Annotated in this window: 16 protein-coding genes; 9 read left to right on the top strand and 7 right to left on the bottom strand. The window is 71.5% G+C overall.

What is annotated here, in order from left to right:
* Position 1 precedes the first annotated feature (1 nt).
* The 5 genes from mtrB (at position 2) to ACH4TP_RS31145 (ending at position 6,691) form a co-directional block, all read left to right on the top strand.
* Positions 2 to 1,990, top strand: a complete 1,989-nt coding sequence (mtrB, locus tag ACH4TP_RS31165) for an MtrAB system histidine kinase MtrB (protein ID WP_398439774.1) — start codon at positions 2 to 4, stop codon at positions 1,988 to 1,990.
* Positions 1,991 to 2,081: 91 nt separating this feature from the next.
* On the top strand, positions 2,082 to 3,845 hold the full coding sequence (locus ACH4TP_RS31160) for an LpqB family beta-propeller domain-containing protein (RefSeq protein ID WP_398188498.1): 1,764 nt from the start codon (positions 2,082 to 2,084) through the stop codon (positions 3,843 to 3,845).
* 96 nt (positions 3,846 to 3,941) lie between these two features.
* A complete protein-coding gene (locus ACH4TP_RS31155; protein ID WP_389237274.1) occupies positions 3,942 to 4,745 on the top strand; it encodes a ComF family protein in 804 nt (267 codons plus the stop codon).
* Positions 4,746 to 5,039: 294 nt separating this feature from the next.
* Positions 5,040 to 5,726, top strand: coding sequence for a ribosome hibernation-promoting factor, HPF/YfiA family (gene hpf / locus ACH4TP_RS31150; protein ID WP_389237276.1), 687 nt, complete (start codon positions 5,040 to 5,042; stop codon positions 5,724 to 5,726).
* 212 nt (positions 5,727 to 5,938) lie between these two features.
* Entirely contained in the window at positions 5,939 to 6,691 is a 753-nt protein-coding gene (locus tag ACH4TP_RS31145) for a response regulator (RefSeq protein ID WP_398439773.1), read from the top strand.
* A 95-nt stretch (positions 6,692 to 6,786) separates the two neighbouring features.
* Here ACH4TP_RS31145 and ACH4TP_RS31140 read toward each other — a convergent pair whose 3' ends face one another.
* Positions 6,787 to 7,950 (bottom strand): winged helix-turn-helix domain-containing protein, encoded by a 1,164-nt coding sequence (locus ACH4TP_RS31140; protein WP_398188505.1) that lies wholly within the window; start codon positions 7,948 to 7,950, stop codon positions 6,787 to 6,789.
* Between the two features lie 37 nt (positions 7,951 to 7,987).
* Positions 7,988 to 8,560: a GNAT family N-acetyltransferase gene (locus ACH4TP_RS31135; RefSeq protein ID WP_398439772.1), complete on the bottom strand. Its 573-nt coding sequence runs from the start codon at positions 8,558 to 8,560 to the stop codon at positions 7,988 to 7,990.
* Positions 8,561 to 8,799: 239 nt separating this feature from the next.
* On the opposite strand from ACH4TP_RS31135, the gene secA reads away from it, so the two are divergent.
* Positions 8,800 to 11,610: a preprotein translocase subunit SecA gene (gene secA / locus ACH4TP_RS31130; RefSeq protein ID WP_389237282.1), complete on the top strand. Its 2,811-nt coding sequence runs from the start codon at positions 8,800 to 8,802 to the stop codon at positions 11,608 to 11,610.
* Positions 11,611 to 11,664: 54 nt separating this feature from the next.
* Here the strand turns inward: secA and ACH4TP_RS31125 are convergent, their stop codons facing one another.
* Positions 11,665 to 12,114, bottom strand: coding sequence for an Rv3235 family protein (locus tag ACH4TP_RS31125; protein ID WP_398439780.1), 450 nt, complete (start codon positions 12,112 to 12,114; stop codon positions 11,665 to 11,667).
* A gap of 349 nt (positions 12,115 to 12,463) precedes the next feature.
* Between ACH4TP_RS31125 and ACH4TP_RS31120 the strand changes: the two genes are divergently transcribed.
* Positions 12,464 to 12,970, top strand: coding sequence for a DUF6912 family protein (locus ACH4TP_RS31120; RefSeq protein WP_389237286.1), 507 nt, complete (start codon positions 12,464 to 12,466; stop codon positions 12,968 to 12,970).
* Positions 12,971 to 12,991: 21 nt separating this feature from the next.
* The gene (locus tag ACH4TP_RS31115; protein ID WP_398439771.1) at positions 12,992 to 13,648 is read left to right on the top strand and encodes an HAD family hydrolase; all 657 of its coding nucleotides are present in this window, start codon (positions 12,992 to 12,994) and stop codon (positions 13,646 to 13,648) included.
* Positions 13,649 to 13,754: 106 nt separating this feature from the next.
* Here ACH4TP_RS31115 and ACH4TP_RS31110 read toward each other — a convergent pair whose 3' ends face one another.
* Complete coding sequence (locus ACH4TP_RS31110) at positions 13,755 to 14,309, bottom strand: DJ-1/PfpI family protein (protein WP_389237290.1); 555 nt, start codon at positions 14,307 to 14,309, stop codon at positions 13,755 to 13,757.
* Positions 14,310 to 14,739: 430 nt separating this feature from the next.
* On the opposite strand from ACH4TP_RS31110, the gene ACH4TP_RS31105 reads away from it, so the two are divergent.
* Positions 14,740 to 19,707, top strand: coding sequence for an NAD-glutamate dehydrogenase (locus tag ACH4TP_RS31105; RefSeq protein WP_389237292.1), 4,968 nt, complete (start codon positions 14,740 to 14,742; stop codon positions 19,705 to 19,707).
* Positions 19,708 to 19,774: 67 nt separating this feature from the next.
* Here the strand turns inward: ACH4TP_RS31105 and ACH4TP_RS31100 are convergent, their stop codons facing one another.
* From ACH4TP_RS31100 to ACH4TP_RS31090, 3 genes are read right to left on the bottom strand one after another with little or no spacing between them, the layout of a single operon-like run.
* Positions 19,775 to 21,100 carry a glycosyltransferase 87 family protein gene (locus ACH4TP_RS31100; RefSeq protein ID WP_398439770.1) on the bottom strand — a complete coding sequence of 442 codons (1,326 nt, stop codon included), beginning with the start codon at positions 21,098 to 21,100 and terminating at the stop codon, positions 19,775 to 19,777.
* Positions 21,101 to 21,111: 11 nt separating this feature from the next.
* Positions 21,112 to 21,924: an ABC transporter ATP-binding protein gene (locus tag ACH4TP_RS31095; protein WP_398188521.1), complete on the bottom strand. Its 813-nt coding sequence runs from the start codon at positions 21,922 to 21,924 to the stop codon at positions 21,112 to 21,114.
* Positions 21,917 to 22,834 (bottom strand): ABC transporter permease, encoded by a 918-nt coding sequence (locus ACH4TP_RS31090; RefSeq protein WP_398188524.1) that lies wholly within the window; start codon positions 22,832 to 22,834, stop codon positions 21,917 to 21,919. Before ACH4TP_RS31090 ends, ACH4TP_RS31095 begins: the two co-directional genes overlap by 8 nt.
* Positions 22,835 to 22,923: the final 89 nt, after the last annotated feature.

The following is a 22,923-nucleotide window of genomic DNA, read 5'->3' as shown; positions in this document are numbered from 1 at the left end:
CATGAGTGCGGGCAGCGCTGCTCCGAAGCCCGGGGATCCGGGAGTCCGTACGGGGCGGACTGCCGGACCGGGGCGGGGGGGCTCGCGATTCGGCCGTCTGCTCCGCAGCAGAGCGGTCCTGCGGCTCTTCGCCCGCTGGGTCCGCCGACCGCTGCTGCCCGCAGTGCGGCTGTGGCGGCGGAACATCCAGCTGCGGATCGTCGTGGGCACCCTGCTCATGTCCCTCGGAGTGGTGCTGCTGCTCGGCATCGTCGTCATCGGGCAGGTCCGCAACGGCCTGCTCGAAGCCAAGGAGAGGGCCGCCCAGAGCCAGGCCGCCGGAGGGTTCTCCGCCGCCCAGGACCGGGCGGCGACCACCCCCTCGGCGCCCGGACAGCAGGACGGCGGGCGCACCGGCGCCTCCGTGAACTGGCGCTCCACCCTGGTCGAGCAGCTCGCCAGCGGCGGCCAGAGCGCGTTCAACGTGGTCGCGCTCTCCCTCGACACCGGTGACACCGCGAGCCGCGGCGCCCGCGCCTCCGGCGAGGTCGACCCGACCACGAGCATCCCAGCGGAACTGCGGCACTCCGTCGCCCAGGGCACGGGTACCTTCCAGAAGTTCACGCGCATCCACTACACCAGCGGCAAGGCGTCCGAGCCGGGCCTTGTGATCGGCAAGCGGCTGAACGACGCCGACGGCGACCAGTACGAGCTGTACTACCTCTTCCCGCTGACCCAGGAGGAGGACTCCCTCACCCTGGTCAAGGGGACCCTGGCGACCGCCGGGCTCTTCGTCGTCGTCCTGCTCGGCGCCATCGCCTGGCTCATGGTGCGCCAGGTCGTCACGCCCGTGCGGATGGCCGCCGGGATCGCCGAACGGCTCTCCGCCGGCCGCCTCCAGGAACGGATGAAGGTCACCGGCGAGGACGACATCGCCCGGCTCGGCGAGGCCTTCAACAAGATGGCCTCCAACCTCCAGCTGAAGATCCAGCAGCTGGAGGAGCTGTCGCGGCTGCAGCGGCGCTTCGTCTCCGACGTCTCGCACGAGCTGCGCACCCCGCTGACCACGGTCCGGATGGCCGCCGACGTCATCCACGAGGCCCGCGCCGACTTCGACCCGATCACCGCCCGCTCCGCCGAACTCCTCGGCGACCAGCTCGACCGCTTCGAGTCGCTGCTCTCCGACCTCCTGGAGATCAGCCGCTTCGACGCGGGCGCGGCCGCCCTGGAGGCCGAGCCGATAGACCTGCGCCAGGTCGTGCGCCGGGTCATCGGCGGCGCCGAACCCCTCGCCGAGCGCAAGGGCACCCGGATCGTGGTCCTCGGCGACCAGCAGCCCGTGGTGGCCGAGGCGGACGCCCGCCGGGTCGAGCGGGTGCTGCGCAACCTCGTCGTCAACGCCGTCGAGCACGGCGAGGGCCGCGACGTGGTCGTGAAGCTGGCCGCCGCCGGCGGGGCCGTCGCCGTCGCCGTACGGGACTACGGCGTGGGCCTGAAGCCGGGCGAGGCGACCCGGGTCTTCAACCGCTTCTGGCGCGCCGACCCGGCACGCGCGCGGACGACCGGCGGCACCGGCCTCGGCCTGTCGATCGCCGTCGAGGACGCGCGGCTGCACGGCGGCTGGCTCCAGGCCTGGGGCGAGCCCGGCGGAGGTTCGCAGTTCCGGCTCACCCTGCCGCGCACCGCGGACGAGCCGCTGCGGGGCTCCCCGATCCCGCTGGAGCCCGAGGACTCCCGCCGCAACCGCGAGCAGGCGGCCGCCGGGCGCGCCCAGGAGAACGCCCGCCTGGCGGCGGTGCCGGCGCAGCACGCCGGGGACCGGCCGGCGCTCCCCGTACCGCCGAGGCTGCCCGCGCCGCCGCGGGCGACCGTCGATCCGACGGCGCTGCCCGGCAGCGGCGCCCGGGTCGTGGCGCGGGCGGCGACGGACGGCGACGGCGGCGGGGCGGGCACGGCGACGGCCGGTGCGAACGGGAACCTGGAACGGGAGGACGGGACACGTGGGCGCTGACTCCCGAGCGGAGCACGCGGGGCGGGGACGCAGTACACGCGCGGTGGTCCTCGCCGCGTGCGGCGGGCTCCTGGTGACCGGGTGCGCGACGATGCCCGACAGCGGGGACGTGTCGCCGGTGAAGGGGGTCGGCACCGGCGACTCGCAGGTGCGGGTCTACGCCGTCGCCCCCCGCGAGAACGCCGATCCCGACGAGATCGTCGACGGCTTCCTCGAAGCCATGACCAGTGACGACCCCGGCTTCGCCACCGCCCGCAAGTACCTCACGAAGAAGGCCGCGCAGAGCTGGAAGCCGGAGCAGAGCATCACCGTGCTCACCACCGCGCCCAACCGCCAGCCGACCGATCGCAACGCCGACCCCGACAACCAGGGGCGCGCCTACCCGCTCTCCGGCCGCAGGATCGCGACCGTGGACGCCCGCCACGCCTACCAGCCGGTCAGTCCCGCCGAGTACCTGCAGTCGATCCACGTCGTGCAGCAGACCTCGGCGAACGGCAAGGGCAGGGAGTGGCGCATCGACAGCCTCCCGCCCGGCCTGCTGCTGGGCGAGGCCGACTTCCTCCGCAACTACCGGTCGGTCAACAAGTACTACTTCGCCTCCGGGGAGAACTGGGTCGTCGCCGACCCCGTCTACATCCGGCAGCGGCAGGACCCGGTCACCCGCATGGATCCGGTGACGCAGACGGTCAAGGCGCTCCTCGAAGGCCCGACGAACTGGCTGAAGCCGGCCGTCGACTCGCGGTTCCCCTCCGGTACGGCGCTGAAGAGCGGCGTCACCACGCTGGCCACGGACGACCAGTCCACGCTGCGGGTGCCGCTCAACGACAAGGCGGACCGGGCCGACGGCGAGGCGTGCCGGCGGATGGCGGCGCAGCTGCTGTTCACGCTGGGCGACCTGACCTCCGTGCGGGTCGAGCAGGTGGAGCTCCTGGGCTCGACAGGGCAGTCGCTGTGCCGGCTGGGCAAGGGGCAGGCGGCCGAGTTCGCGGCGGTGCGGGGCACCGGCCGCGAGGAGCACCCGTACTTCGTCGACGGGCACGGGAAGCTGATGATGCTGCTGGTCGGCGGCAAGGAGGCGAACGAGCCGCTGGAGGTGCCCGGGCCGTTCGGCAAGGGCACCGTGCCGCTCAGCTCGGTCGCCGTCGACCGGGGCGAGACCCGGGCCGCCGGGGTCTCGCAGACCGGCCGCGAGCTGCTCGTCTCCTCCATCACCACCGAGCAGGACCCGCAGCCGGCGGTCCTGACCAGTAAGGCCGCCCGGCCCGACGACCGGCTGTCCGCGCCCAGTTGGGACGGCCGGGGCGATCTGTGGGTCGCCGACCGCGACCCGCACGCACCCCAGCTGTGGATGGTGCCGGGCGGCACCGGCCACCCCGTCAAGGTCCGCACGCCGTGGCTGGAGGACGACACCCGCATCGAGTCCCTGCGGGTCTCCGCCGACGGTGTGCGGATCGCCCTGGTGGTCAAGCGGGGCGAGCGCACCACCCTCCAGATCGGCCGGATCCAGCGGCAGACGACGGACGAGGAGCAGACCGTCTCCGTCCTGGACCTCCAGCCCGCCGCGGCCCGGATGGAGTCGGTCACGGCCGTCTCCTGGGCGGGGCCGAGCCGGCTCGTCGTGGTCGGCAAGGAGGCCGGCGGCGTCCAGCAGATCCGCTACCTCCAGACCGACGGCTCGACCTCCACGACCTCGGTGCTCCCCGGCCTCAACGGGGTCACCTCGGTGGCCGCGCCGCACACCGACGAGGCACCGGTGGTGGCGGACTCCGGCGACGACGGCATTGTCCGGCTGGCACCCGGCACGAACTGGCAGCCGATGGCCAAGAAGGGCTTGTCGCCGGTCTACCCGGGCTAGGGCCTCGGCGCGGCGGCGCACCTGACGTACTTCGGGGTCCCCCGTGGGTTTTCCACAGGGGTGGCCGGGGGGCCCTCGGAGGCGCACAGTGGAGCCATGCGGGGGTGGTGGCGCGAGATCGCCGGGTTGGTGCTGCCGGTCGCCTGCGGAGGCTGCGGCAGACCGCGGACGGAGTTGTGCGCGGGCTGTGCGGACGCGCTCGCGGGGGCGGGGCCGCGTAGGGTGCGGCCCGCGCCCGAGCCCGCCGGGCTGCCCGTCGTCCATGCCGCCGCGCCCTATGCGGACGCCGTACGGGAACTGCTCCTCGCCCACAAGGAGCGTGGGGCGCTCGCGCTCGCCGGGCCTCTGGGCGGAGCGCTCGCCGGGGCCGTGGAGGCCGCTGCCGGGCCCGGGGAGGGGCCCGCGGGCGGACCGCTGCTCCTCGTACCGGTGCCGTCCTCGCGGCGGTCCGTACGGGCGCGTGGCCATGATCCGACGCGGCGGATCGCGCTGGCCGCGGCGGCCCGGCTGCGGCGCGCGGGAAGGCCGGCGCGGGTCGTGCCCGTGCTGCGGCAGCGGCGGTACGTGGCCGATCAGGCGGGGCTCGGGGCACGCGGACGCCTCGCGAACCTGGCGGGGGCGCTGGAGGTCGTGCCGGGCGGCGCGCGGCTGCTGACGGCGGGAAGGGTGGTTCTCGTGGACGACCTGATGACCACGGGCGCCTCGCTCGCGGAGGCGGCGCGCGCCCTCGGAGCCGTACACCTTCCGTTCATTCCTGGAATACCGCACGGCTTACCGGCCGGTTCGGCGCAGCGCGAAATCGAACAGCGGGCGGCGGCTGTGATCGCATCCTCTCCCGCTTCGTTCGAAATAAACCGGAACTCGCCGGAAACTTGGATCGTTGCAGGTGGTGAGAGGTGAAAGCACCCGTACGGAGGTATGTCGCGGTAGCGGGTGCCGACACCCGTCCGAAGGGGCTATGTTCGGTTGTGAGGAATGGCGAATGCCATCACCTCGCCGAATACATGGTTGCGCCTACAGGACAGGAGTTCAGGGCGAATTAACCTCTTGTCGATGGGGTGGAGATCTTGTCGACTGGGGAGGAAGAGGGCGAGTCGCCAAGTCCGAGCTCCGGTGAGACCACCGGAGCTGGTGCAAAGGGAGATGCCCTGCGGCCAAGGAGCCGATCAGGGCGATCCGGGAACGGAGTTCTGCGTGGACATCGTCGTCAAGGGCCGCAAGACCGAGGTGCCCGAGCGGTTCCGCAAGCACGTGGCCGAGAAGCTGAACCTGGAGAAGATCCAGAAGCTCGACGGCAAGGTGATCAGCCTCGACGTCGAGGTGTCCAAGGAGACCAACCCGCGGCAGGCCGACCGGTCCGACCGCGTGGAGATCACCGTCCATTCCCGAGGCCCGGTGATCCGGGCGGAAGCTGCGGCAGGCGACCCGTACGCAGCGCTCGACCTCGCCCACGGCAAGCTCGAGGCGCGACTGCGCAAGCAGCACGACAAGCGGTACACCCGCCGTGGCAACGGCCGGCTGTCCGCAGCGGAGGTGGGGGACGTGGTTCCCGGCGCCGCCAAGCTCAACGGGGACGGCCAGCTGGCCGTCGACGAGACCGACAAGGTGCCCACCACGATGATGGGCTCCATCAAGGTCGAGGGTGAAGGGCCGCTCGTGGTCCGGGAGAAGACCCACCGGGCCGCACCGATGACGCTCGATCAGGCGCTCTACGAGATGGAGCTGGTCGGGCACGACTTCTATCTCTTCGTCGACTCCGACACCAAGCAGCCGAGCGTCGTCTACCGGCGGCATGCCTACGACTACGGCGTCATCCACCTGGAGAGCGACCCGCTCGCGGGTGAGGACCTCGGCGGCGCGGGCGGTGCGCTCGGCGGCTGACCGTCGCCCCGTACCGACTCCGGGACCTTGGGAGTCCCTCCGGGTGCCCCTGGAGCGCACCGCGCGCCCCCCAGGGGCACCCCTGTGCGTCCGCGGATCGCCCCGTCGCCGCCGGGGCATGAAATCATGGCGTGCACGCCAACCGGTGCCGATCGCGTACGGGTTGGAGGACCGGAAACGAATTCAGGCCACGGCCTTCAGGGGGAGGAACGATGGCGGACAGCTTCGGGCCGGTGCTCAGCGGGCGCGAGCACGGTGGTCCGATCCCGGAGGGATCGGATTCGGACAGCGCTGTATTCCGCAAAGAGCCGATCCGGGTCCTCGTCGTGGACGACCATGCCCTCTTCCGCCGCGGACTCGAGATCGTCCTCGCGCAGGAGGAGGACATCCAGGTCGTCGGCGAGGCCGGTGACGGCGCCGAGGCCGTCGACAAGGCCGCCGACCTGCTGCCCGACATCGTCCTGATGGACGTGCGGATGCCCCGGCGCGGCGGCATCGAGGCATGCACCTCCATCAAGGAGGTGGCCCCCAGCGCGAAGATCATCATGCTGACGATCAGCGACGAGGAGGCCGACCTCTACGACGCGATCAAGGCGGGGGCCACCGGCTACCTCCTCAAGGAGATCTCCACCGACGAGGTCGCCACCGCGATCCGCGCGGTCGCGGACGGGCAGTCGCAGATCAGCCCTTCGATGGCGTCGAAGCTGCTCACCGAGTTCAAGTCGATGATCCAGCGCACCGACGAGCGCCGGCTCGTGCCCGCGCCCCGGCTGACCGACCGCGAGCTGGAGGTCCTCAAGCTCGTCGCGACCGGGATGAACAACCGGGACATCGCCAAGGAGCTGTTCATCTCCGAGAACACGGTGAAGAACCACGTCCGGAACATCCTGGAGAAGCTGCAGCTGCACTCCCGGATGGAGGCCGTGGTCTACGCGATGCGCGAGAAGATCCTCGAGATCCGCTGAGGCTCCGCCCCGGGACGCCCCTGCTGGGGGTCCGGGGGTCGTCCCCCGGGGGATGCAGTGCGATGCGCGAGAAGATCCTCGAGATCCGCTGACCCTCAGGCGAGGGCCTTGAGCAGGGCGGGGACCAGCTCCGGGTGGTTCACCCGCTCCACGGTCACGGCGTCGCAGCCCACCCACTCGGCGGCCTCGCGCAGGGCCTTCGCCACCGCCGGTACGGCCTTGGGGCCGTCCAGCGAGACCTGCTTGGCCACCAGGGTCGAGCCCTCCCGGGCCGGGTCGACCCGGCCCACCAGGCGACCGCCGGCGAGCACCGGCATCGCGAAGTAGCCGTGGATCCGCTTCTGCTTCGGCACGTACGCCTCCAGGCGGTGGGTGAAGCCGAAGATCCGCTCCGTGCGGGGCCGCTCCCAGATCAGCGAGTCGAAGGGGGAGAGCAGCGTCGTGCGGTGCCGGCCGCGCGGCTCGGTCGCCAGCGCCGCCGGGTCCGCCCAGGCGGGCTTCCCCCAGCCCGCCACCGTCACCGGCACCAGACCCGAGGCCTCCACCACCGCGTCGAACTGCTCCGCCTTGATCCGGTGGTAGTCGGCGATGTCCGCGCGCGTGCCCACGCCGAGCGCCTCGCCCGCCTGGCGCACCAGGCGCCGCACGCACTCGGTGTCGTCCAGGTCGTCATGGAGCAGTGCCCGCGGGATCGCCCGCTCGGCCAGGTCGTACACCCGCTTCCAGCCGCGCCGCTCCGTCACGACGACCTCGCCGTACATCAGGGCCCGCTCGACGGCGATCTTGCTGTCCGACCAGTCCCACCACTCGCCCTTGTTCTTCGCGCCGCCCAGCTCGGTCGCCGTCAGCGGGCCCTGGTCCCGGAGCTGGGCGATCACCTTGTCGTACGCCCCGGGCGACAGCTCGTGGCCCCAGTGCGGGCGGTCGCGGTAGGCGCGGCGGCGGAAGGCGAAGTGCGGCCACTCCTCGACGGGCAGGACGCAGGCGGCATGCGACCAGTACTCGAAGGCGTGCGCCTCCGACCAGTACGCCTTCTCCACCGTCGGGCGTCCCACCGCGCCCAGGCGCGCGTACGGGATGAGCTCGTGTGAGCGGGCCAGGACCGAGATGGTGTCCAGCTGGACCTGGCCGAGCGACCGGAGGACCCCGCGCACCCCGGCCCTGCGGTCCGGCGCACCCAGGAACCCCTGGGCGCGCAGGGCGATCCTGCGGGCTTCGTCGGCGGACAGTTCGGCGGCGGGGCGCGGCGCAGTCGTCATGGACCGCACCCTAGGCCCCGGCACTGACAGACCCCCCTCAGCGGGGTGCCGGGAGGTACGGCAGGGGGCTCGGCAGGCCGAAGTCGGAGGGGAGCAGGGAGGCGATCCAGGCGTCCCGGAGCGTGCCCTTGTTGGGGAGGCCGGCGCGCTGCACGCCCTCGACGACGAAGCCGACCCGTTCGGCCACCGCGCGCGAGCCGGCGTTGCCGACCTCGGCGCGCCAGATCAGGCGGGTGCAGCCGAGGCCGGTGAAGGCCCAGTGGGCGAGCGCCCGGACGATCTCCGTCATGTGGCCGGAGCCGCGCTGCTCCTTCGCCAGCCAGAAGCCGACCTCCCAGACGCCCTGGCCGCGGCTCATCAGGCTGGCCGCGGCGAGCAGCGGGCCGCCCTCCACGGGTTCGGCGGCGAAGGTGTACTCGGTGTCCTCCCGCCAGCCGTCCGGGACCAGCCGCTGCGTGAAGAACTCGGCATCCTCACGCCGGTAGGGGTCGGGGACGGTCGTCCAGCGGCGGATGTCGGGGTCCTGGCAGATGTCGTACACCCTGTCGACGTCCTCGGGGACGAAGCTCCGCAGACGCAGTCGGTCGGTGGTGAGGATGATGGGATCCATGCCGGGATTGTGCTGACCCGGCCCACCGGAAGCGAACACTTTTCGGATGGGGCGGCACCTTCCGCCCACCTCGTGCGTTCTCCATACGGGCGGACGTACGGCTCCGGTACTGCGGGCCTCCCTGCGCAAGGGCTGTCTCGCTTACGATGGCCGTTGCGGTGGGGACCACCTGCCGTGCCCGCGCTCGCGTCCATCACAAGACCCAGTGCCAGGCCCGACCGGCAAGGAGACCAGCCTCAGTGTCCGTCTTCAACAAGCTCATGCGTGCAGGCGAAGGCAAGATCCTGCGCAAACTGCACCGCATCGCGGACCAGGTCAACTCCATCGAAGAGGACTTCGTCAACCTCTCCGACGCCGACCTGCGGGCGCTCACCGAGGAGTACAAGCAGCGGTACGCCGACGGCGAGAGCCTCGACGACCTGATGCCGGAGGCCTTCGCGACCGTCCGCGAGGCGGCCAAGCGCGTCCTCGGCCAGCGCCACTACGACGTCCAGCTGATGGGCGGCGCCGCCCTGCACCTCGGCCATGTCGCGGAGATGAAGACCGGTGAGGGCAAGACCCTCGTCGGCACGCTCCCGGCGTACCTGAACGCGCTCTCCGGCAAGGGCGTGCACCTGATCACGGTCAACGACTACCTGGCCGAGCGCGACTCCGAGCTCATGGGCCGGGTGCACAAGTTCCTCGGTCTGAGCGTCGGCTGCATCCTGGCCAACATGACGCCGGCCCAGCGCCGCGAGCAGTACGCCTGCGACATCACGTACGGCACGAACAACGAGTTCGGCTTCGACTACCTCCGCGACAACATGGCCTGGTCGCAGGACGAGCTCGTCCAGCGCGGCCACAACTACGCCTGCGTCGACGAGGTCGACTCCATCCTCGTCGACGAGGCCCGTACGCCGCTGATCATCTCCGGCCCGGCCGACCAGGCGACCAAGTGGTACGGCGACTTCGCGAAGCTCGTCACCCGGCTGAGCAAGGGCGAGCCCGGCAACCCGCTCAAGGGCATCGAGGAGACCGGCGACTACGAGGTCGACGAGAAGAAGCGCACCGTCGCCATCCACGAGGCGGGCGTCGCCAAGGTCGAGGACTGGCTCGGCATCGACAACCTCTACGAGTCGGTGAACACCCCGCTCGTCGGCTACCTGAACAACGCCATCAAGGCGAAGGAACTGTTCAAGAAGGACAAGGACTACGTCGTCATGGACGGCGAAGTCATGATCGTCGACGAGCACACCGGCCGCATCCTCGCCGGCCGCCGCTACAACGAGGGCATGCACCAGGCGATCGAGGCGAAGGAAGGGGTGCAGATCAAGGACGAGAACCAGACCCTCGCCACGATCACCCTCCAGAACTTCTTCCGCCTCTACGACAAGCTCTCCGGCATGACCGGTACGGCCATGACCGAGGCCGCCGAGTTCCACCAGATCTACAAGCTCGGCGTCGTCCCGATCCCGACGAACAAGCCGATGCAGCGCAAGGACCAGTCCGACCTGATCTACCGGACCGAGGTCGCCAAGTTCGCCGCCGTCGTCGACGACATCGCGGAGAAGCACGAGAAGGGCCAGCCGGTCCTCGTCGGCACGACCTCCGTCGAGAAGTCCGAGTACCTCTCGCAGCAGCTCGCCAAGCGCGGCATCCCGCACGAGGTCCTCAACGCCAAGCACCACGAGCGCGAGGCCTCGATCGTCGCCCAGGCCGGTCGCCGCGGCGCCGTCACCGTCGCCACGAACATGGCCGGTCGCGGTACGGACATCAAGCTCGGCGGCAACCCGGACGACCTCGCCGAGGCCGAGCTGCGCCAGGCGGGCCTGGACCCGGTCGAGCACGTCGAGGAGTGGGCCGCGGCGCTGCCCGGCGCCCTGGAGCGTGCCGAGAAGGCCGTGAAGGCGGAGTTCGAGGAGGTCAAGGAGCTCGGCGGGCTGTACGTCCTCGGCACCGAGCGCCATGAGTCGCGCCGCATCGACAACCAGCTGCGCGGTCGTTCCGGCCGTCAGGGCGACCCCGGCGAGTCCCGCTTCTACCTCTCGCTCGGCGACGACCTGATGCGCCTGTTCAAGGCGCAGATGGTCGAGCGCGTGATGGCCATGGCCAACGTGCCGGACGACGTGCCGATCGAGAACAAGATGGTCACCCGCGCCATCGCCTCCGCCCAGTCCCAGGTCGAGACCCAGAACTTCGAGACCCGTAAGAACGTCCTGAAGTACGACGAGGTCCTCAACCGGCAGCGCGAGGTCATCTACGGCGAGCGCCGCCGCGTCCTGGAGGGCGAGGACCTGCACGAGCAGGTGCGCCACTTCATGGACGACACGATCGACGACTACATCCGCCAGGAGACCGCCGAGGGCTTCGCGGAGGAGTGGGACCTCGACCGCCTGTGGAACGCGTTCAAGCAGCTCTACCCGGTGAAGGTCACCGTGGAGGAGCTGGAGGACGCGGCCGGTGACCGGGCGGGCATCACCGCCGAGTTCATCGCCGAGTCCATCAAGGACGACATCCACGAGCAGTACGACGCGCGCGAGAAGCAGCTCGGCTCGGACATCATGCGCGAGCTGGAGCGGCGCGTGGTCCTCTCCGTCCTCGACCGCAAGTGGCGCGAGCACCTCTACGAGATGGACTACCTCCAGGAGGGCATCGGCCTGCGCGCCATGGCGCAGAAGGACCCGCTGGTCGAGTACCAGCGCGAGGGCTTCGACATGTTCACCGCCATGATGGAGGGCATCAAGGAGGAGTCCGTCGGCTACCTGTTCAACCTGGAGGTCCAGGTCGAGCAGCAGGTCGAGGAGGTCCCGGTGCAGGCGTCCGCGCCGTCGCTGGACAAGGAGGACGCGGTGCCGGCGGGTGCCGGGCGTCCGGAGATCCGCGCCAAGGGGCTCGACGCCCCGCAGCGGCCGGACCGGCTGCACTTCTCCGCGCCGACCGTGGACGGGGACGGCGGTGTCGTCGAGGGCGACTTCGCCTCCGACGACCTGGACTCCGGCGACGGGCTGACCCGCGCGGAGCGGCGCAAGGCGCAGAAGAACGCGGGCGGCGGGCGTCGCCGCAAGAAGTGACGTTCTGAGTGTGCGGAAGGGGTCGGTCGCCCGGGAGGGCGGCCGGCCCCTTCGTCATGGGCGGCGGGAGGCGGCGCCGAGGCCGTCCAGCTCCACGGCCGCGCAGCGCCAGCGCTGGTCCTCGCCGCGCTCCAGGCGGAACGCCATGGCCCGTACGCGGACGCCCGTCGCGATGGTCGCGAAGGCCTCGATCGCGGTCTGCGGCTCGTGCACCTGGATCGCGCAGCCGCGCAGGACCGGGCGGGGGCCGAAGGAGCGCAGGGGCGTCTCCGGGGCGAGCCGGACGAGCTGCTCGTACGCGTCGCCGACGGTGTGGCCGAGCATCCAGTGGACGGGCCGCTCCCCGCTGAGCACGGCGAGCAGGCGCTCGGCGAAGACGGTGTGCGGGGGGAGCGTGCGGGCGCGGCCGCCCTGGGCCGGGGTGCGGGGGCGGGTGCCGGCGGGGCCCCGGGGGCGGGCTCCGGCGGAGCCGCGCGGGCGCGTGCCGGCGGGGCCGCCGGGCATGCCGGGGGCCGTGCGGGGGCGGGGGAGCGGGGAGGGGGTGGTGGTGAGCGTGGTGTTCATGGCGGGCCCCTGTTCTCGTGCACCTGGCGCTGCGTAATCGATCGGTACCAGTCGGTAACTTTCGTTGAGGATCTTGTACGGGGGGAGTCGGGGGCTCCGCAAGGAGGCGGCCGGGGCGGGGCGGTCCCGAAAACGGATCACCTATCAGGGTGACGCGGTGGAAAAACGGGTCTCCGGCGGTTCCGAGGGCGGCCTTTCGCGGTGGACGGACGGCCGGTCCGGCCCGCCGCCCCGAAGGGGGACTCCGCACGTATCCTGAGGGCCTCTCCGTCTACGAAAGCGGCCTGCCATGCGCGTCTACGTCCCCCTGACCCTCCCCGGTCTCGCACAGGCGCACAAGGCGGGCGAGCTGGGCCCCGGTCCGCTGACCGCCTACGCCGTCACCCCCGCGCTGCGAGAGTGGTACGTCTCCGACGACATCGAGGAACTGGAGTACGCGGCGCTCAACCGGGCCGCGTCCGCCTCCCTGCGGCTCCTCGCCGGCGACCCCGAGGCGCCCAGGCGCCGGATCGTCGTCGCCGTCGACGTGGCCGACAAGGACGCGACCGTCGACCCCGCCCGGGGGCTCGACGCCGCTTCCATCGGCGAGGTCCGCATCGCCGGAGCCGTACCGCTGGCCAAGGCAGCGGCCGTGCACGCCGACGCGGACGACGCCGAGGCGGACGTCGCGGCGGCGGCGGGCGCGCTCGGCGCGGCGGACCAGGGCGACGACGACGCCCAGTTCGTGGTGGACGGGGCCGAGGACCACGAGCTGCTGTGGTTCGGCGTGCAGGAGATCCCCTCCCTGCTCGGCTGACCCGCCCGGTACCGTCTCCCCATGGGGAAGCACGGAAAACACCTGGTCTGGGACTGGAACGGCACGCTGCTCGACGACATCGGCGCGGTGATCGGCGCGACGAACGCGGCCTTCACCGAGCTCGGACTCGAAACGATCACGCTGGAGCGGTACCGCGAGCTGTACACGGTGCCGGTGCCGAAGTTCTACGAGCGGATCATGGGGCGACTGCCCACGGACGAGGAGTGGACCGTCATGGACGGGGCCTTCCACCGGCACTACTGGCAGCGGGCCGAGTCCTGCGGGCTCACCGCCGGGGCGGCGGAGCTGCTCGCGGCGCGGCAGGAGTCCGGGCTCACGCAGTCGCTGCTGTCGCTCGCGCCGCACGCCGACCTGATACCGCTCGTGCGGCGGTACGGGATCGCCGAGCGGTTCGTCCGCATGGACGGGCGCGTCGACGCGTCGACGGACGGGAAGTCCGGGCACATGGTGCGGCACCTGGCCGCGCTGGGCGTCCCGGCCGAGCGGGTCGTCGTCATCGGTGACGCCGCGGATGACGCGGTGGCGGCGGCGCACGTGGGGGCGCGGGCCGTGCTTTATACCGGGGGCTCGCACAGCCGGGCGTCGCTCTCGCGGGTCGGTGTGCCGGTGGTGGACTCGCTGGAGGAGGCCGTCGCCGTCGCGGAGGAGCTGGTCTAGCGGCGTCTGCACGGTGGTGGGCAGGCGGGGTCCGGCCGGGTGCGGCCCGGTGGGTGGGTTGTGCCCACCGGTTCCGCCCCTGCGGAACGCCTGCCCACGACCGGCGTCAGCCCTTCGCGCGGAGGACGTTCAGGAATTCGCGCATCCAGGTGGGGTGGTCGGGCCAGGCGCGGGAGGAGACGAGGAGGCCGTCGACGACGGCGGCGCTGTCCTGGAAGGTGGCGCCGGCGGCCTGCATGTCGAGTTCCAGGGCCGGGTAGGCGGTGACGCGGCGGCCTTCGAGGCTGCCGATGGCCGCCGTGAGGAGCGGGCCGTGGCAGATCTGGGCCACCGGCTTGTCGGCGTCGAAGAAGGCCTTGAGGATCTTGCGGAGTTCCGGGTCGTTGCGCAGGTACTCCGGCGCGCGGCCGCCCGGGATCACCACCGCCAGGTAGGCGCCCGGGTCGACCTCCGAGAAGGCGAGGTCGGCGGGCCAGGTGTAGCCCGGCTTCTCCGTGTACGTGTCGTAGCCCGGCTCGAAGTCGTGGACGACGAAGCGGAGCGTCTTGCGCGCCGGGGCCGCGATGTCGACCTCGTAACCCTCCTCCAGAAGCCGCTGGTAGGGGTACATCACCTCCAGCGACTCCGCCGCGTCCCCGGTCACGATCAGGATCTTCGCCATGGCTCTCCCAGATCACAGATGGTCGGTCTGCCGTGCTGTGCCCATGCTCGCGCACCCGCCCCCTCCGGCGGGGTGGTTTGCCAAGACGACACGTGTCGCTGTCCATATCGTCAAACTTCCCTCGCTCTTTTGTACGCATACGGCTCATGACGGTTCGGGGGTCGGGGGCGATAGGCTTTTGCCGTGATCAGCGCGATACGCCAGGGGGGCAGTGAAGCCCCCGGCTGCCGCCCGGCACGCGACAGCGGCCGGGTCGACCGTGCGTTCGCCGATCCTCTCCGTCCGGGCGCGCCACGTTCCGTGGCCGATAACGGCCCGGGCATCTCCCATCCGGGCATAACGTCGACTTCGACCGGAATCACCGCGTCGTGGCGTTGTGCCCTTTCTTCCACCGACGTCACGCAACGGCGCGCGACAGGAGTCAGAGGACATGCAGACCAAGCTGGACGAAGCAAAGGCCGAGCTGCTCGAGAGGGCCGCCCGGGTAGCTGAGCACAGCCCGGTCGGGGGGCGACTTCCGACGGGCCCGGAGGGTGCGGGGGAGCGCCCGGACCGGGACACCGTGCTCGCCTACCTCCAGCGCTACTACCTGCACACCGCGCCCGAGGACCTCGCCGACCGCGACCCGGTCGACGTGTTCGGTGCCGCGCTCTCTCACTACCGGCTCGCGGAGAACCGCCCGCAGGGCACCGCGAGCGTGCGCGTCCACACCCCGACGGTGGAGGAGAACGGCTGGACCAGCAGCCACTCCGTCGTCGAGGTCGTCACCGACGACATGCCCTTCCTCGTCGACTCGGTCACCAACGAGCTGTCCCGCCAGAACCGCGGGATCCACGTCGTGATCCACCCGCAGGTCCTCGTCCGCCGTGACGTCGCCGGCAAGCTCATCGAGGTCCTGTCGACGCAGATCCACGGCGAGCTGCCGCACGACGCGCTCACCGAGTCCTGGATCCACGTCGAGATCGACCGCGAGACCGACAAGGCCGACCTCAAGCAGATCACCGCCGACCTGCTGCGCGTCCTGTCCGACGTCCGCGAGACCGTCGAGGACTGGGACAAGATGCGCGATGCCGCCCTGCGCATCGCCGAGGGCCTCCCGGCCGAGCCCACCGCCTCCGACCTGCGGCCCACCGAGGTGGAGGAGGCCCGCGAGCTGCTGCGCTGGCTCGCCGACGACCACTTCACCTTCCTCGGCTACCGCGAGTACGAGCTCGTCGACGGCGACGCCCTGTCCGCCGTGCCCGGCACCGGCCTCGGCATCCTGCGCTCCGACCCGCAGCACGGCGCCGACGACGAGGGCCACCACGCCCACCCCGTCTCGCCCTCCTTCAGCCGGCTGCCCGCCGACGCCCGCGCCAAGGCGCGCGAGCACAAGCTGCTGATCCTGACGAAGGCCAACAGCCGGGCGACCGTCCACCGCCCCTCGTACCTCGACTACGTCGGCGTGAAGAAGTTCGACGCCGAGGGCAACGTCATCGGCGAGCGCCGCTTCCTCGGCCTCTTCTCCTCCGCCGCCTACACGGAGTCCGTCCGCCGGGTCCCCGTCGTCAAGCGCAAGGTCCAGGAGGTCCTGGACGGCGCCGGCTTCACGCCGAACAGCCACGACGGCCGCGACCTGCTCCAGATCCTGGAGACCTACCCGCGCGACGAGCTCTTCCAGACCCCGGTCGACCAGCTGCAGTCCATCGTCACCAGCGTCCTGTACCTCCAGGAGCGGCGCCGGCTGCGGCTCTACCTGCGCCAGGACGAGTACGGCCGCTACTACTCGGCCCTCGTCTACCTGCCGCGCGACCGCTACACGACCCGCGTCCGGCTGCGGCTCATCGACATCCTGAAGGAGGAGCTCGACGGCACCAGCGTCGACTTCACCGCCTGGAACACCGAGTCGATCCTCTCCCGGCTGCACTTCGTCGTCCGCGTCAAGCCCGGCACCGAGCTGGCGAAGCTCACCGACGCCGACGTCGACCGCATCGAGAACCGGCTCGTCGACGCCGCCCGCTCCTGGGCCGACGGCTTCGGCGAGGCGCTCAACGCCGAGCTCGGCGAGGAGCGCGCCGCCGAGCTGCTCCGCCGCTACGCCAACGCCTTCCCCGAGGGCTACAAGGCCGACCACTCGCCGCGCGCGGCCGTCGCCGACCTGTGCCACCTGGAGGCCCTCGCCGGCAGCGGCAAGGACTTCGCGCTCTCCCTGTACGAGCCCGTCGTCGCGGGCCCCGGCGAGCGCCGCTTCAAGATCTACAAGACGGGCGACCCGATCTCCCTCTCGGCCGTCCTGCCGGTCCTCAACCGGCTCGGCGTCGAGGTGACCGACGAGCGCCCGTACGAGCTGCGCTGCTCGGACCGCACCCACGCCTGGATCTACGACTTCGGCCTGCGGATGCCGGTCGCGACGGGCAACGGCGGGGACTACCTCGGCGACGACGCCCGCGAGCGCTTCCAGGAGGCCTTCGCCGCCACCTGGACCGGCGAGGCCGAGAACGACAACTTCAACTCCCTCGTCCTCTCCGCCGGGCTGACCTGGCGCGAGGCGATGGTGCTGCGCGCCTACGCCAAGTACCTGCGCCAGGCCGGTGCCACGTTCAGCCAGGACTACATGGAGGACACCCTCCGCAACAACGTCCACACCACCCGGCTGCTGGTCAACCTCTTCGAGGCCCGCATGGCGCCCGAGCGCCAGCGCGCCGGCACCGAGCTGATCGACGCGCTCCTCGAAGAGCTCGACGCCGCCCTCGACCAGGTCGCGAGCCTGGACGAGGACCGGATCCTGCGGTCCTTCCTCACCGTCATCAAGGCGACGCTGCGGACGAACTTCTTCCAGACCACGGCGGAGGGCAAGCCGCACTCCTACGTGTCGATGAAGTTCGACCCGCAGGCCATCCCGGACCTGCCGGCCCCGCGCCCGGCCTTCGAGATCTGGGTGTACTCCCCGCGCGTCGAGGGCGTCCACCTGCGCTTCGGCAAGGTCGCCCGAGGCGGTCTGCGCTGGTCCGACCGCCGCGAGGACTTCCGTACGGAGATCCTCGGCCTGGTCAAGGCGCAGATGGTGAAGAACACCGTCATCGTGCCGGTCGGCGCCAAGGGCGGCTTCGTCGCCAAGCAGCTCCCGGACCCGTCCGTGGACCGCGACGCCTGGCTGGCCGAGGGCATCGCCTCGTACAAGACCTTCATCTCGGCGCTCCTCGACATCACCGACAACCTGGTGGCGGGCGAGGTCGTCCCGCCGGTCGACGTGGTCCGCCACGACGAGGACGACACCTACCTCGTGGTCGCCGCCGACAAGGGCACCGCGACCTTCTCCGACATCGCCAACGGCGTCGCGGAGTCGTACGGCTTCTGGCTCGGCGACGCCTTCGCCTCCGGCGGCTCCGCCGGCTACGACCACAAGGGCATGGGCATCACCGCCCGCGGCGCCTGGGAGTCCGTCAAGCGGCACTTCCGCGAGCTGGGCCACGACACCCAGACCGAGGACTTCACCGTCGTCGGCGTCGGCGACATGTCCGGCGACGTCTTCGGCAACGGCATGCTGCTCTCCGAGCACATCCGCCTGGTCGCCGCCTTCGACCACCGCCACATCTTCATCGACCCGAACCCGGACGCGGCCGTCTCGTACGCCGAGCGCCGCCGGCTCTTCGACCTGCCGCGCTCCTCGTGGGCGGACTACGACACCTCGCTGCTCTCGGCGGGCGGCGGCGTCCACCCCCGCAGCGCCAAGTCCATCCCGGTCAACGCGCAGATGCGGGCCGCCCTCGGCATCGAGGACGGCGTCACCAAGCTGACCCCGGCCGAGCTGATGAAGGCGATCCTCCAGTCGCCCGTCGACCTGCTGTGGAACGGCGGCATCGGCACGTACGTGAAGTCCTCGGCCGAGTCCAACGCCGACGTCGGCGACAAGGCCAACGACGCCATCCGCGTCGACGGCCAGGACGTCCGCGCCCAGGTCATCGGCGAGGGCGGCAACCTCGGCGCGACCCAGCTGGGCCGCATCGAGTTCGCCCGCAGCGGCGGCCCCGAGGGCCAGGGCGGCAAGGTCAACACCGACGCCATCGACAACAGCGCCGGCGTCGACACCTCCGACCACGAGGTCAACATCAAGATCCTGCTCAACGGGCTCGTCGCCGAGGGCGACATGACCGTCAAGCAGCGCAACAAGATCCTCGCCGAGATGACGGACGAGGTCGGCGCGCTCGTCCTGCGCAACAACTACGCGCAGAACACCGCCCTGGCCAACGCCGTCGCCCAGTCGCCGTCCCTGCTCCACGCCCACCAGCGGTTCATGCGCCGCCTGGGCCGCGACGGGGCCCTCGACCGCTCCCTGGAGTTCCTGCCCAACGACCGGCAGGTCCGCGAGCTCCTCAACAGCGGCAAGGGACTGAGCCAGCCCGAGCTCGCCGTCCTCCTCGCGTACACCAAGATCACGGTGGCCGACGAGCTGATCGGTACGGAGCTGCCGGACGACCCGTACCTGCGCGGGCTGCTCCACGCGTACTTCCCGACGCTGCTGCGCGAGAAGTTCACCGAGGCCGTCGACAACCACGCGCTGCGCCGCGAGATCATCACGACGGTCCTGGTCAACGACACCGTCAACACCGGTGGCTCGACCTTCCTGCACCGCCTCCGCGAGGAGACCGGCGCGTCCATCGAGGAGATTGTCCGCGCGCAGACCGCCGCCAGGACGGTCTTCCGCCTGGGCCAGGTCTGGGACGCCGTCGAGGCCCTGGACAACCAGGTCCCGGCCGAGATCCAGACGCAGATGCGACTGCACTCCCGCCGGCTCGTCGAGCGCGGCACCCGCTGGCTGCTCAACAACCGGCCGCAGCCGCTCCAGCTCACCGAGACCATCGAGTTCTTCGCCGACCGCGTCGAGGAGGTCTGGGCGCAGCTGCCGCAGCTGCTGCGCGGCTCGGACCTGGAGTGGTACCAGGGCATCCTGGACGAGCTGACCGAGGTCGGCGTGCCGGAGGAGCTCGCGGTCCGCGTCGCCGGCTTCTCCTCCGCCTTCCCGACGCTCGACATCGTCGCGATCGCGGACCGGACGGGCAAGGAGCCGCTGGCGGTCGCCGAGGTCTACTACGACCTGGCCGACCGGCTGCGGATCACCGACCTGATGGACCGGATCATCGAGCTGCCGCGCAGCGACCGGTGGCAGTCGATGGCCCGCGCCTCGATCCGCGAGGACCTGTTCGCGGCGCACGCGGCGCTGACCGCCGACGTCCTGACGGTCGGCAACGGCACGACGAGCCCCGAGGAGCGGTTCAAGGCCTGGGAGGAGAAGAACGCGGCGATCCTGGGCCGTGCGCGGACGACCCTGGAGGAGATCCAGGGCTCGGACACCTTCGACCTGGCGAACCTGTCGGTGGCCATGCGGACGATGCGCACGCTGCTCCGTTCGCACAGCTGATCCGTCCGTGTGATCCGTGCATGAGGAAGGGCCCCGCCGGTTTTCCGGCGGGGCCCTTCCCCGTTCCTCATTCCTCGACGGGGGTCACCGTCGAGGTCCACAGGCGGCGGGCGGCGAGCAGGGCCGCCGTGAGCAGCAGGGCGTTGCGGAGGGCCATGACGGCCAGGCCGGTGGGGGTGCCGGCGACGACCTCGTCGTAGAGGACGGGGTACGCGAGGGAGCTGAGGGCGGCCGCCGGGAGGAGCAGCAGGGCGACCGGGCCCATCACGGTCCGGCGGGAGGTCAGGCAGACGGCGGCGAGGCCGAGCAGCCAGATCATGTACTGGGGGCTGATCACCCGGCTGGTGACGGTGAAGAGCAGCACGGCGGCGAGGGCCGCGTCGAGCGGGGTGGCGGGGGTCCAGCGGCGGGCCCTCAGGCGCCACAGGAGCAGCCAGCCGAAGGCGATGACGGTGAGCAGCAGGGCGAGGTGCCCGAGGCTGGAGACGTACGGGCCGACGTACTCGAAGGCCCCGTAGCGGAACTCGACCCGGCCCGGCCAGACGCCGCCGGCGCCGGACAGCGCCAGGGCCGTGCCCCACAGGGACTCGATCTGGATGCCGCGGCTGCCCTGCTGGCGCAGGAAGCCCAGCGCGTCGGAGAAGAACAGCGCGAGGGTGGCGAGGAGGACGAGCGCGGTGACGGCGGCGGCGGTCCAGGCCTCCCGGGTGGTACGGCCCCGGGGCGTGCCGATCAGGGCGAGCGCCGGCCACACCTTGACCATCGCGCCGATCCCGGCGAGCGCCCCGCCGAGCTGGTGGGCGCGGGTGGAGCGGGCGCCGAGGGCGAGCAGGGCGAGCACGGCGAGGGCGGTGCTCTGGACGTCGTACCGGGCGAGCGGCAGGTGGAGGAGGAGGGGGAGGCCGCAGACCCAGACCAGGGCGCCGTGGGTGAGCCGGTCGCTGTCGGCGCGGGCGAGGGCGGCGGTGACGACGGCGTCGGCGAGGAGGGTGAGGGCGACGAAGGCCTGGAAGTAGGTGAGCCAGGGGAGGACGCCCGGCGACATGATCACGAGGCCCGCGCCGGGCGGGTACTGCCAGGTGACGTCGCCGGGCGGGAAGGTGCCTTCGGCGAACTTCCCGTACCAGTACTGGTAGAGGCCCACCTCGCGGCCCACGCCGCCGATGCCGAGGTCGTCGCGGGAGAGCAGCAGGAGCATCCCGGCCCGGGTGAGGAGCCAGACGACGGCGAGGGCGAGGTAGCGGGTGCGGCCGACGGTGACGAAGGTGGCGGAGGTGAAGGTGTCCGAGTCGAAGGGCGACTTGGTGAGGGTGGGGGGTTCGCTCGCGGAGCGGGGCGGCGGCTGCGGGGGAGTGGGACGGGGGTGATCGAGGTGGGGGTGATCGTTCGTCATCCCACCGCACTTTAGACCGCGATGCCCCTATTGACCGGTTTCTTCGTGTCCGGTTTGGCCGTGAACTCCTCGTACGCCGCCACCACCTCCCGCGCCGGGCCGTCCATCCGCAGCGTGCCCGCCTCCAGCCACAGCGCCCGCTCGCAGGTCTCCGTGATCGTGGAGTTGGAGTGGCTGACCAGGAAGACCGTGCCCGCCTCCGCCCGCAGTTCGTCGATCCGCTGCTGGCTGCGGCGGCGGAAGCGGGCGTCGCCGGTCGACAGGGCCTCGTCGATCAGGAGCACGTCGTGGCTCTTGGCGGCGGCGATGGAGAAGCGCAGCCGGGCGCCCATCCCGGAGGAGTACGTCCGCATCGGGCGGGAGATCGCGTCGTCCTTCTCGTTGATGCCGGAGAAGTCGACGATCCCGTCGTACCGCTCCCCGACCTCCGCGCGGCTCATGCCCATCGCGAGGCCGCCCAGGATCACGTTCCGCTCGCCGGTCAGATCGTTCATCAGGGCCGCGTTGACGCCGAGGAGGGAGGGCTGGCCATGGGTGTAGATCCGGCCCCGGTTCACGGGCAGGAGGCCCGCGACGGCCTTCAGGAGGGTGGATTTCCCCGATCCGTTCGAACCGATCAGGCCAATTGCCTCGCCGCGGTACGCGACGAAGCTGACGCCCCGCACGGCGTGGACCCGGCGGGCGGCCGGAGCCGGGCGCCGGCGCGCCATCCGGCTCAGCGCGGCGGTGGCGCCGCCCCGGCCGCCGGGGTGCCCGCCGTTGACGGTGTACGTGATGTGGACGTCGTCGGCGATGACGGTGGGGGTCTTCGGGTCTTCAGCCACGGCCGTACGTCTCCTCCGCCTTCCAGAACCAGATGAAACCGCCCGCGAAGGCCAGCACGGCCCAGCCGGCGGCCAGCGCCCACACGTGCGGCGGCAGCTGCGCCGCCGTGTAGCTGTCGATCAGCGCGAAGCGCATGAGGTCGATGTAGACCGCCGCCGGGTTGCACTGGAGGGCCAGCACCACGGTGTGCGGGAAGCGTCCGCTGTGCGCCAGGTTCTGGATCGAGAACATGGCGCCCGAGGCGTACATCCAGGTGCGGAGCACGAACGGCATCAGCTGGCTGACGTCCGGGGTGCGGGCCGAGATCCGGGCCAGGAAGAGCGCCAGGCCCGTGCTGAACAGCGCCTGGAGGAGCAGCGCGGGGACGGCGAGCAGCCAGCTCCAGCCGGGGAACTGGCCGAAGCAGGCCAGCATCACGACGAGCGCGGCGAGCGAGAACAGCAGCTGCTGGAGCTGCTGGATCGCGAGCGAGATCGGCAGGCTCGCGCGCGGGAAGTGCAGGGCGCGGACCAGGCCCAGGTTGCCGCTGATCGCCCGGGTGCCGGCCATGGCCGTGTTGGAGGTGAAGGTCCACACGAAGATGCCGGTCACGAGGAAGGGGACGTAGTCGGGCACGCCGTTCTTCGCGTTCATGATGACGCCGAAGATCAGGTAGTACACGGCCGCGTTGAGCAGCGGGGTCATCACCTGCCAGACCTGGCCGAGCTTGGCCTGGCTGAACTGGGCGGTCAGCCGGGCGGTCGCGAAGGCGGCGATGAAGTCGCGGCGGGACCAGAGCTGCCGCACGTAGGAGGGGAGCGAGGGGCGGGCCCCGCTGACGCTCAGGCCGTGCCGGCGGGCGAGCGCGGCGAGGTCCTCCCGCTCCGCGGGGGCGGCCGGCTGCGCGGGTGGGGCGAGGGTCGTGGTCACGGGCGGGCACTTTCGACGAGGGGTGCGGTGCGCGGGGCGCACGGGAGGTCGTCGGCGATGGAACGGGTCCGTATCGTCGCTACGGGGAG

The organism is Streptomyces sp. NPDC021012 (genome assembly GCF_044333355.1).
Taxonomy (GTDB): Bacteria; Actinomycetota; Actinomycetes; order Streptomycetales; family Streptomycetaceae; genus Streptomyces.
This window is presented reverse-complemented; position numbering and strand designations above follow the sequence as displayed.